The 11810-nt window shown below is 49.8% G+C and carries 9 protein-coding genes; 6 read left to right on the top strand and 3 right to left on the bottom strand.

What is annotated here, in order from left to right; translation table 11 throughout:
- Positions 1-332 precede the first annotated feature (332 nt).
- The 5 genes from OGY17_RS14060 (at position 333) to OGY17_RS14080 (ending at position 7252) form a co-directional block, all read left to right on the top strand.
- The gene (locus OGY17_RS14060) at positions 333-1964 is read left to right on the top strand and encodes a sensor histidine kinase (RefSeq protein WP_191226516.1); all 1632 of its coding nucleotides are present in this window, start codon (positions 333-335) and stop codon (positions 1962-1964) included.
- Positions 1961-2680 (top strand): two-component system response regulator DcuR, encoded by a 720-nt coding sequence (gene dcuR / locus OGY17_RS14065; protein WP_008786975.1) that lies wholly within the window; start codon positions 1961-1963, stop codon positions 2678-2680. The genes OGY17_RS14060 and dcuR overlap by 4 nt, the downstream gene beginning before the upstream one ends.
- A 717-nt stretch (positions 2681-3397) precedes the next feature.
- Positions 3398-4738 (top strand): anaerobic C4-dicarboxylate transporter DcuB, encoded by a 1341-nt coding sequence (gene dcuB, locus OGY17_RS14070; RefSeq protein ID WP_003031873.1) that lies wholly within the window; start codon positions 3398-3400, stop codon positions 4736-4738.
- A 96-nt stretch (positions 4739-4834) separates the two neighbouring features.
- On the top strand, positions 4835-6481 hold the full coding sequence (fumA, locus tag OGY17_RS14075) for a class I fumarate hydratase FumA (RefSeq protein WP_057068411.1): 1647 nt from the start codon (positions 4835-4837) through the stop codon (positions 6479-6481).
- A 147-nt stretch (positions 6482-6628) separates the two neighbouring features.
- Positions 6629-7252, top strand: a complete 624-nt coding sequence (locus OGY17_RS14080; protein ID WP_234103563.1) for a DUF2238 domain-containing protein — start codon at positions 6629-6631, stop codon at positions 7250-7252.
- Between the two features lie 20 nt (positions 7253-7272).
- On the opposite strand, the gene OGY17_RS14085 is transcribed toward OGY17_RS14080, so the two are convergent.
- The 3 genes from OGY17_RS14085 to melA all read right to left on the bottom strand — a co-directional run bounded on the left by OGY17_RS14085 (position 7273) and on the right by melA (position 10408).
- Positions 7273-7527 (bottom strand): SemiSWEET transporter, encoded by a 255-nt coding sequence (locus OGY17_RS14085; protein ID WP_032942140.1) that lies wholly within the window; start codon positions 7525-7527, stop codon positions 7273-7275.
- A gap of 2 nt (positions 7528-7529) precedes the next feature.
- On the bottom strand, positions 7530-8960 hold the full coding sequence (melB, locus tag OGY17_RS14090; protein WP_032942138.1) for a melibiose:sodium transporter MelB: 1431 nt from the start codon (positions 8958-8960) through the stop codon (positions 7530-7532).
- A 92-nt stretch (positions 8961-9052) separates the two neighbouring features.
- On the bottom strand, positions 9053-10408 hold the full coding sequence (melA, locus tag OGY17_RS14095) for an alpha-galactosidase (protein WP_008786970.1): 1356 nt from the start codon (positions 10406-10408) through the stop codon (positions 9053-9055).
- A gap of 269 nt (positions 10409-10677) precedes the next feature.
- Here melA and melR point away from each other — a divergent pair, with 269 nt between their 5' ends.
- Positions 10678-11610 (top strand): transcriptional regulator MelR, encoded by a 933-nt coding sequence (melR, locus tag OGY17_RS14100; protein ID WP_048227451.1) that lies wholly within the window; start codon positions 10678-10680, stop codon positions 11608-11610.
- The last annotated feature ends 200 nt before the right edge of the window (positions 11611-11810 follow it).

The following is an 11810-nucleotide window of genomic DNA, read 5'->3' on the forward strand; positions in this document are numbered from 1 at the left end:
TGGAGGCGCATTATAGGGAGTTTCCTGCGGCCCGCAACCCTTAAATGACAGAAAAATGACTGACTGCTGCATTCCACAGCAAAACCCCGCCTTATACCCATTTACACACAGAGTTATCCACAATCGTAAGGAAATTATCTGTAAGCGTCCCTAAAAAGGGAGAGAATCGGTATGAAAACCTCTATTATGAAAACCTCTATATAGAAAGAAATTCACTCTACGCTATATAAAGAAGAAGGACTGACAACTTAAGCGCCATAATCCCTACCACCTTTGAATTACGCACCCCATCAGGCAATAATACCCGCACAAACCGTGATTTCAGGACCGTGATGAGATACTCCCTGCAACGTACTGCTATACGTAAACGCCCGATGAAGCTTGGCACCACCGTGATCCTCATGGTTAGTGCAGTACTCTTCTCCGTGCTGCTTGTCGTTCATCTGATTTATTTCTCGCAGATCAGCAACATGACGCGCGATGCATTAGCGAGTAAAGCGCTTGCGGTCGCGCGAACGCTAGCCAACTCTCCGGAGATCCGCCAGGGACTAATGAAAAAGCCCGAGGAAAGCGGCATTCAGGCGATTGCCCAGGCGGTGAATAAGAGCAACGACTTTTTGTTCATCGTCGTCACTGATATGCAAAGCATTCGTTACTCCCATCCCGAAGCGCAGCGAATCGGTCAGCCATTTAAAGGTGATGACATATTGCTGGCCCTGCAGGGTAAAGAGAATGTCGCCATTAATCGCGGATTCCTGGCTAAAGCTCTACGTGTATTTACTCCTATCTATGACGAACATCACCGGCAGATTGGCGTCGTGTCGATCGGCCTTGAGCTAAGCCGGGTGACTGAGCAGATCAATAACAGCCGCGGCAGCATCATCTGGTCAATCTTATTTGGCGTGCTGGTTGGGCTACTCGGCACATGGGTATTAGTCAAAGTCCTCAAGCGCATTCTGTTTGGCCTGGAGCCTTATGAAATCTCCAATCTGTTCGAACAACGCCAGGCGATGCTGCACTCTATAAAGGAAGGTGTTATTGCCGTTGACGAGTGCGGTGAAGTGACGCTGATTAACCAGGCGGCGCAGGAGCTGCTGGATTATCACAAATCACAAGATGATGCCCAGCTCTCCACACTCAGCCATGCGTGGTCACAAGTGGTCGATTTTTCACAGGTACTACATGACGGAACGCCGCGCCGCGATGAAGAGATCATGGTGAAGGATCGGCTACTCTTAATTAACACGGTCCCGGTACTCAGCAACGGTAAAATCATCGGTGCCATTTCAACCTTCAGAGATAAGACTGAAGTCCGAAAACTAATGCAACGTCTGGATGGTATGGTCAACTATGCCGACGCACTTCGTGAACGATCCCACGAATTCATGAATAAATTGCACGTGATTCTGGGATTATTGCATCTGAAAAGTTATAAGCAGCTTGAAAATTACATCCTGAAGACCGCAAACAATTATCAGGAAGAAATTGGCTCACTGTTAGGAAAAATAAAATCACCGGTGATCGCAGGATTTTTACTCAGTAAGATTAATCGCACATCTGATTTAGGCCATAGTCTGGTCATTAGCAATGAAAGCCAGTTACCGGAAAATAGCAACGAAGATCAGGTGGCGGTACTGATTACCGTTCTGGGGAATCTGATTGAAAACGCCCTGGAAGCGCTAGGTCAAGAACCTGGTGGTGAGATCAGCGTATCCTTGCATTATCGACACGGCTGGTTGCATTGCGAAGTGAATGACGATGGTCCGGGGATTGCCCCCGAAAACATTGAGCACATCTTTGAGAAGGGCGTTTCGTCAAAAGGAACCGAACGGGGCGTTGGTTTAGCGCTTGTTAAACAACAGGTTGAAAACGTTGGCGGTAATATTTCCGTCGAGTCTGAACCAGGGATCTTCACCCAATTTTTTGTACAGTTACCGTGGAATGGTGAGAGGGCCAGCAGATGATCAATGTCTTAATTGTCGATGACGATGCAATGGTAGCGGAATTAAACCGCCGTTATGTCGCGCAACTCTCCGGTTTTCACTGCTGCGGCACAGCCTCCACGCTGGAGAAAGCAAAAGAGATAATCTTTCATAGCGGTCATCATATCGATCTGATTTTGCTAGATATTTATATGCAAAAAGAAAACGGTCTGGACCTGCTACCGGTTCTGCACAGCGAAGGTTGCAAGTGTGATGTCATCGTCATCTCTTCCGCCGCTGATGCCACCACCATCAAAGATTCACTTCACTACGGTGTTGTTGACTACCTGATCAAACCTTTCCAGGCTTCCCGGTTTGAAGAGGCACTCACCGGCTGGCTGCACAAGAAAAATGAGATGGACAAGCATCAGTACTATGAACAGTCTGAGCTTGACCAGCTGATTCACGGCAGCTCTTCCAATGAACAGGAAGCACGGCGCTTACCTAAAGGGTTAACGCCACAAACGTTACGCACGCTGTGTCAGTGGATTGATGAGCACCAGGATCAGGAGTTCTCCACGGATGAGCTGGCCAACGAGGTCAATATCTCGCGCGTCTCTTGCCGTAAATACCTTATCTGGCTCGTCAATTGTCACATCTTATTTACTAGCATCCATTATGGCGTGACCGGCAGACCTGTTTATCGTTATCGCGTGCAGGCTGAACACTACTCATTGCTTAAACAATATTGCCAATAAATACACTTGGGATTATTTGTTATTTGAAAGTAACAATTATTAAAATAATGAAAAATCCCAATTTCACCAGCTGGCACTGTAAAATTATAAATTTGCGTTAGATCAAATATATTTGTATCCGGCATGTTAAATGTATTATTTTAATATTGACAAACATCACACTGTTTTTAATTTCAAAATCGCTAACAAAAGTTAATTAAGTATTATCTAACTCGCAGAGTGTGTATTTTTACCCATAAAGGATTAGTCTGAAATTAACCAGACATACAAAATCTAGACTGGTAGCAATGGAGACCATGCTACGTACCATGGACACCGTACATTTTTGTGAGCAAATAAAAGTATCCCCACGCCAACTTCATCACATCATGAAATGGCGTGACCGTGATCACATAAATAACCCACTCACTCATTCTGTCGGTGGTTCATGTAATAGCGGAAAACGCAAAACAGATAAATTACAGCGTCAACCGCGGCTCTCCATGTTCAGCTCTGCTTCCCATCGCCTGAGGATTCTCTCCTCTGATCAAAGCCACAGAAAAAAACTAAATATCGCCATAACTTTAAAAAAACATTCTAGCAAGACATTTGAACATTAATCGCAAATACGGACATATCGAATACTGACCATTTTTTGATGCTTATTCTGGCAAAAAAGAATGTGGCACAGATCCATTTTTCAAAAAATTGACTGGGTTTTTCGCGAGGGTAAATAAAATGTTATTTAGTATACAACTTCTCATAATATTAATATGTTTGTTTTATGGTGCCAGAAAGGGCGGTATCGCGCTGGGTTTATTAGGCGGTATCGGCCTGGTCATTCTGGTTTTCGTTTTCCATCTCCAGCCGGGTAAACCACCTGTAGATGTAATGCTGGTTATTATTGCCGTGGTGGCCGCATCGGCAACCTTGCAAGCCTCCGGCGGCCTTGACGTTATGCTGCAAATCGCTGAAAAGCTGCTGCGCCGTAACCCAAAATACGTTTCCATCGTCGCACCTTTCGTTACCTGCACCCTGACGATTCTCTGCGGTACAGGGCACGTGGTATACACCATCCTGCCAATCATTTATGACGTTGCCATTAAGAACAATATTCGCCCGGAACGTCCGATGGCGGCGAGTTCTATCGGCGCGCAGATGGGGATTATCGCCAGCCCGGTTTCTGTAGCCGTGGTGTCACTGGTGGCAATGCTGGGTAACGTAACGTTTGAAGGCAAGCATCTCGAATTCCTCGACCTGCTCAGCATCACCATCCCGTCTACCCTGTTGGGTATCCTGGCGATCGGTATCTTCAGCTGGTTCCGTGGTAAGGATCTGGATAAAGATGAAGAGTTCCAGAAGTTCATTTCCGTACCTGAAAACCACAACTATGTGTATGGCGATACCGCCACGCTGTTAGACAAAAAGCTGCCGAAAAGCAACTGGCTGGCCATGTGGATCTTCCTGGCCGCTATCGCCGTTGTTGCCGTGCTTGGCGCGTTCTCTGAGCTGCGTCCTACCTTTAGCGGCAAACCGCTGTCAATGGTGCTGGTTATCCAGATGTTCATGCTGCTGACCGGTGCGCTGATTATTATCCTGACGAAGACCAATCCCGCTTCAATATCTAAAAACGAAGTCTTCCGTTCCGGTATGATCGCGATTGTGGCGGTGTACGGTATTGCCTGGATGGCCGAAACAATGTTCGGCGCGCACATGACAGAAATCGAAGGTGTGCTGGGCAATATGGTGAAAGAGTATCCGTGGGCCTACGCAATTGTTCTGCTGCTGGTATCCAAATTTGTAAACTCCCAGGCAGCGGCGCTGGCAGCGATTGTTCCGGTCGCTCTGGCAATCGGGGTTGATCCCGCGTACATCGTGGCTTCTGCTCCGGCATGTTACGGTTACTACATTCTGCCGACCTACCCGAGCGATCTGGCTGCTATCCAGTTTGACCGTTCCGGCACCACCCACATCGGCCGCTTCGTTATCAACCACAGCTTCATTCTGCCTGGCTTGATCGGCGTAAGCGTATCCTGTGTCTTTGGTTGGATCTTCGCCGCAATGTACGGTTTCCTGTAATCACAGTTCGCGTGCCGTCCACGTTGGTACGGCACGCCACCATGAAGACACAGAGAATTTTAAAATTCCTGAGAAAAATGAAAAGGCTGGAAGCAAATGTCAAAAGTTGAATTCACTTACCAGGCGGCTTTCCCACTGGGGGAAGACAAAACTGAGTACTACCTGCTGACATCCGAACACGTCAGCGTCGGCGAGTTTGAAGGCGAAACAATCCTGAAAGTAGCCCCTGAAGCACTTACGCTACTGGCCCAGCAAGCCTTCCACGATGCCTCCTTCATGCTCCGCCCAGAACACCAACAGCAAGTCGCCTCAATTCTCCATGATCCCGAAGCCAGCGAAAACGATAAGTACGTGGCGCTGCAGTTCCTGAGAAACTCCGAAATCGCCGCCAAAGGCGTGTTGCCAACCTGCCAGGACACCGGTACGGCAATCATCATGGGTAAAAAAGGTCAGCGTGTTTGGACCGGCGGCGGCGATGAAGCGGCGCTCTCCAAAGGCGTATTTAATACCTATATCGAAGATAACCTGCGCTACTCGCAAAACGCGGCGCTGGATATGTACAAAGAAGTGAATACCGGCACCAACCTGCCCGCACAGATCGATCTGTACAGCGTGGACGGCGACGAATACAAATTCCTGTGCGTGGCCAAAGGCGGCGGCTCAGCCAACAAAACCTATCTGTATCAGGAAACCAAAGCGCTGCTGACTCCCGGCAAACTGAAAAACTTCCTGGTTGAGAAAATGCGCACGCTGGGTACCGCAGCCTGCCCGCCGTATCACATCGCATTCGTTATTGGCGGCACGTCAGCGGAAAGCACCCTCAAAACGGTGAAGCTGGCCAGCACACACTACTATGACGCGCTACCGACTGAAGGTAATGCTCACGGCCAGGCGTTCCGCGATCTGCAACTGGAACAAGAACTGCTGGAAGAAGCGCAGAAACTCGGCCTTGGTGCTCAGTTCGGCGGGAAATACTTCGCACATGATATCCGCGTGATCCGCCTGCCTCGCCACGGCGCGTCCTGCCCGGTTGGTATGGGTGTTTCTTGCTCCGCAGACCGTAACATTAAGGCCAAGATCAACCGCGAAGGGATCTGGATTGAAAAACTGGAACATAACCCAGGTCAGTACATTCCGGAATCTCTGCGCCAGGCGGGCGAAGGCGAAGTGGTTAAAGTTGACCTTAACCGCCCAATGAAAGAGATCCTCGCCCAGCTCTCTCAGTACCCGGTTTCTACTCGTCTGTCACTGAGCGGTACTATCATTGTTGGTCGTGACATTGCCCACGCGAAGTTAAAAGAACGTATTGAGTCCGGCGAAGGTCTGCCGCAGTACGTGAAAGATCATCCGATCTACTACGCGGGTCCGGCCAAAACCCCTGCAGGCTACCCGTCCGGTTCTTTAGGTCCAACCACCGCGGGTCGTATGGACTCCTACGTTGACCTGTTGCAGTCTCACGGCGGCAGCATGATCATGCTGGCAAAAGGTAACCGTAGCCAGCAGGTGACTGACGCCTGCCACAAACACGGCGGCTTCTACTTAGGCAGCATCGGTGGACCGGCAGCGGTACTGGCGCAGCAGAGCATTAAGCATCTGGAATGCGTGGAATACCCGGAGCTGGGTATGGAAGCTATCTGGAAAATCGAAGTAGAAGATTTCCCGGCTTTCATTCTGGTCGATGACAAAGGCAACGATTTCTTCCAGCAAATCGTCAGCAAACAATGCGCTAACTGCGCGAAGTAACCCATTCGGCCCGGCACTGGACTGGCACTAAATTTTTGGCGTCAGTCCAGCGATCCCCCCGGGCCAACTTTATCCCCCCATTTACTGGTATTGAATTTTTGCCGTTCACAGGGAATAGTGACCTTTTCCATTACGTGTGAATTCGCAATGCTCCGCACTCTGAACCCCACAATCTTGCGCACCGGCGCATTGATCCTGGCGCTGATTCTTATCTACACCGGTATCTCTGCCTCTGAGAAAATCACCTGGCTGATGGAAGTCACGCCAGTCATTATTGTCGTCCCGCTGTTGCTGGCAACCATGAAGCAGTACCCATTGACGCCGCTGCTTTATACGTTGATTTTCTTGCACGCCATCATTCTGATGGTAGGCGGGATGTATACCTACGCCAAAGTCCCCGTTGGTTTTCAGGTTCAGGAATGGCTGGATCTCAGTCGAAACCCCTATGACAAGCTGGGCCACTTCTTCCAGGGGCTGGTACCAGCCCTGACGGCAAGAGAGATTTTAGTGCGCGGCAATATTGTCCGTGGTCGTAAGATGCTGGCATTTTTGGTCTGCTGCGTAGCACTGGCGATTAGCGCAATGTATGAACTGATCGAATGGTGGGCTGCGCTGGCAATGGGACAAGGTGCGGATGACTTCCTTGGCACGCAGGGTGACCCGTGGGATACCCAGTCGGACATGTTCTGCGCCCTGCTCGGTGCGTTAACAACGGTCCTCGCACTGGCGGCCTGGCACAATCGGCAGTTGAAAATGGCCGGAGAGCGCTAACGCTTCTCCGGCAATCTACATTACCTACTGCGATACTTGATAACCAGAATCGGCAAGGCGAACAACAGTGTCAGAAAGTTCGCCATGCTGACGGCAGTATCTTCAATCAATAATCCGTAAATCAGCCACAAAACCAGCCCGCACACAAACATCACATACATCAAACCGGAGATGCCTTGCGTATTGCGGGTGGTAATAACCTTAATGGCTTGCGGCAAGAAAGAGAGCGTCGTCAGGCTGGCCGCCAAATATCCAATCAACGAATGCCATTCCATCGCTACGCCTTCACATCGCCTGGAGCCACTACCGCAATAGCCGGGATATCCGGTTGCTCATGGTGCTGCGGCACCTTGCGATACTTATCCAGTAAATGGATCTGGATCCTGCGCAGGGTGTCGCCATTCAGTCGATAAAAGCGGAAATACAGGACTAAGGTCACCACAAAAAAGAGTGCGGGTAGCGCTATCATAATAAACTGCATGCCAACGATAGTTTCGGCAGACTGCGCGACATTTGGCGCGTAATTAATCACCCCGAGTATTAACGCGATAAAGAAAGCGGCAAATGCTGACCCACCTTTTACCACCATTGTCTGCACCGAATAAGCGATACTTTCACAACGAACATTAAGTTTGTATTCGCCGTAATCAACGGTATCTGCCACCATAATGACCTGCAACACCCAGAAAAGCGCCGAACCAATATTCAGTAAAACACCCGCTATAACAATCAGTAAGATATTATGGAAATCTGCCAGCGCCATCACCAGTAGTACGCTACAGCTAAGCACCGGCAACACCGATGCCCCAGCCCACAAGATCCGTCGTGACAACGCGTTTACCAGCCGAGGAAAGAAAATCAGCGTCAACAGGTTTGCCGCACCTGCGTAAGACATGTAGTACGGGAAGAGACTTGCATCACCAATCACGTAGGTAAAATAGTAAATGGCAAAGCCAGCAATGATATTGGATGCAATATTGTAAGCCAGTGCCATACCTAACAGGCAGGATAGCTGGTCATTTTTATAGATAAGCCCAACGATCGCTTTCAACCCAAGACGACTGCTGTCTGCCGTGGCTTCACTGTCTGACGAATAAACCTCATGCACATTCCGTAGCGTCACAACGGTGGAAACGATAAAGAACGCGATGAGAATTAGCGTAAACATCTGAAAACCAAAACCACGATCGGCTCCGCCAACATAGCTCACAAAAGGCAGCGTCACGCCTGCGGTAACAAACCCAGAAAGGCTGGCGAAGAAACGGGGGTACGGCACCAGTTGTTCACGCTCGCGTTTATCCAGCGTAATGGTTGGCACCAGTGACCAGAATGGAATATCCATAATGGTGTAGGTCATTCCCCATAATATATACGTCACGCAAACAAATACGACCTGCGCAGTACCCTCAAAAAGATGTGCGCTAAAAAGCAAAAACAGCACCAATGAGTTCGCCAGCGTACCGAGCAAGATCCAGGGTTTAAATTTTCCCCAGCGCGATCGGGTGGCGTTCACAATCCAACCCATGATGGGATCGTTTACCGCATCCCAGATCCTTGCCGCCAGGAACAACGTTCCGACCAGCCCCACCGATAATCCCACTACGTCGGTGTAGTAATACATCAGGTACATGTACACAATACCGATGGCGAAATCCTTACCAAACGCTCCAAATCCATAACTGAGTTTTGTTGTCAGAGATATGCTCATAGGGTATCGGGTCGCTGTTACCAGCGCCCGCCTTCTGTAAGAGGAAACGTCAGAGGTTAAACGCCGGATACAATGCCCGGCGTGATTGTGTATTAACGGTGCAGCCAGGCCGGCAGCCAGTCGCCGTGAGACGCGATCAGGTCGTCCACCAGCGCATAAATCTCTTCAATCCCCAGTACCGCGGCGGTATGCGGATCCATCATCGCCGCGTGATAAACGCGATCGCGATTCTCCGTCAGGATGGCTTCCGTTAGCAGGGTCTGAACATTGATATTGGTTTGCATCATGGCCGCCAAATGTGACGGGAGAGTCCCGACTTTCGTTGGCTGAATACCATTCGCATCTACCAGACAAGCGACTTCAACGCAGCAGCCTTGCGGCAGGTTATCGATCAGATTGTCATTGCGAACGTTGCCATACACGACGCTCGGTTCACCGGTCCAGATAGCGTTCATGATAGTGCTGGCATATTCGCGCGACGGTTTAATGTCGATCCGCTCAGCCGTTTTGTACTCTTCCAGCTCTTTTTTCCAGTTCGCCAACTGTTCCACACAACGTTTCGGATATTCATCCAATGGCACCTTATAGCGCTCAATCAGATCTTCACGCCCCGGTTTGATAAACCACGGCGTATATTCGGCGAAGTGCTCCGACGATTCGGTGACGAAATACCCCAATTTTTTGAACATTTCATAGCGCACAATGTTCTGGCAACGGGTATTTCCGTGAATATTTGGTTTCGGCGCCTGACCGGATTCATAGGCCGCCAGCAGCTCCGGGTAGAGATTCACATAGGCACCGTCCGCCGTTTTGCGCTCCAGCTCCAGATAAAACGCCATATGGTTGATCCCGGCACTGCGATAGCGCAAAGAAGCAGGGTCGATGTTCAGATCGCGGGCCAACTCCTCCGCCGTCCCCTGCACCGAATGACACAACCCAACCTGCTTAATATGCGGATAGCGCGCATACATTGCCCAGGTGTTCATTGCCATCGGGTTAACGTAGTTAAGCATCGTGGCCTGCGGACAGACTTCGGTCATATCCTCACAAATCTGCCATAAATGCGGGATGGTGCGCAGCGCGCGCATGATGCCGCCCGGCCCCAGCGTGTCGGCAATCGTCTGCTCCAGGCCATGGCGTTTACACACCGTAAAATCGGTGACGGTACAAGGTTCATAGCCGCCGATCTGGAAAGCGACCACCACAAAATCAGCATCCTGTAATGCTGCTTTTTGATCGGTATAGCAGGTGATTCGTCCAGACGCGCCCGCAGAATCCATCAACTTGCGCACAACAACGTGTGATTCTTCCAGACGCGTAGGATCGAGATCCATCAAGGCGATATGCGCAGATTTAAGCGCATCGCGGTGAAAGACGTCCCCAAGAATATTTTTGACGAAAATCGTGGAACCGGCGCCGATAAAGGTAATTTTGGGTGCAGACATCATGACTCTCCAGAACATTAGTGAACACAGTCATGGTGGCACAGCCCATAGATGAAAACCTCCGACTTCCCTGCTGAGCATTCCCATAAACTCAGATCATCACTCTGCGCCCTATTGGATCTGAGTTTATGGGACAAAATTACCCAAAAAGCAGAGTATGCGACCGCAAAATGTCGCTATGCTCAATGGTAACGGTCCAATTTGTGTCCTGATTCTCAGCCTTAATACGTGTTAAATGACATGATTCTGATAATTCAGGAAATGGAGCAACCATGAGTACATTACCGACATCGCCCCTCCCTCCCGATCCGCACATGTGCAGTAGCGATGAAGAACAAACCCGCAGCCCGCTATCGCTGTACTCAGAATATCAACGGATGGATATCGAGTTGCGCTCACCGCATGCTATGCCTGCCAGCCACTGGCATGGGCAAGTGGAGATCAATGTCCCGTTTGATGGTGACGTCGAGTACCTTATCAACAACGAAGTCGTGCAGATAAAACAGGGACACATCACGCTATTCTGGGCCTGTACACCGCATCAGCTCACGCGTCCGGGCAACTGCCAAAGTATGGCTATCTTCAATTTACCGATGCACCTTTTCCTCTCCTGGCCGCTGGATCGCGAGCTGATCAACCATGTTACCCATGGAATGGTCATCAAATCGCTGGCGTCGCAGCAGTTGAGCACCTTTGAGGTTCAGCGCTGGCAACAGGAACTGAGCAACCCGAACGAACAAATTCGCCAGCTCGCCATTGATGAAATTGGTCTGATGCTCAAGCGGTTTAGCCTTTCCGGCTGGCAGCCTATCCTGGTCAATAAAACCTCGCGGACCCACAAAAACAGCGTGTCGCGGCACGCCCAGTTTTACGTCAGCCAAATGCTGAGCTTTATTGCCGACAACTACGATCAGGCGCTCACCATCAACGACGTCGCGGAACACGTGAAGCTCAACGCCAACTACGCGATGGGGATTTTCCAACGCGTAATGCAACTCACCCTGAAGCAGTACATCACGGCAATGCGGATCAATCACGTCCGCGCATTGCTTAGCGATACCGATAAAACCATTCTCGACGTTGCGTTGACCGCCGGATTCCGATCCAGCAGCCGTTTTTATGACACCTTCAGCAAGTTTGTCGGCATGTCGCCGCAGCAGTACCGCAAACTAAGCCAGCAGCATCGGCAAACAATCGCTGGTTGATATCATTCGGCAATATCAGTATCAGCCAAAAAAATATTCCCCCTGTCGATAAACGGTGGTGAAAAACCGCCAACAAGCAAACATAACCTACTGTTTAAAAACAAATTAAACACAAATCAGACTATTTTTCACCCGCTTTACAGCCCATTTTGACAGGATAATACTTGCCTGCGTCACATTCATACGGTGTGTCTGCAATT

This window comes from Citrobacter sp. Cpo126 (assembly GCF_030332445.1).
Lineage (GTDB): Bacteria > Pseudomonadota > Gammaproteobacteria > Enterobacterales > Enterobacteriaceae > Citrobacter > Citrobacter portucalensis.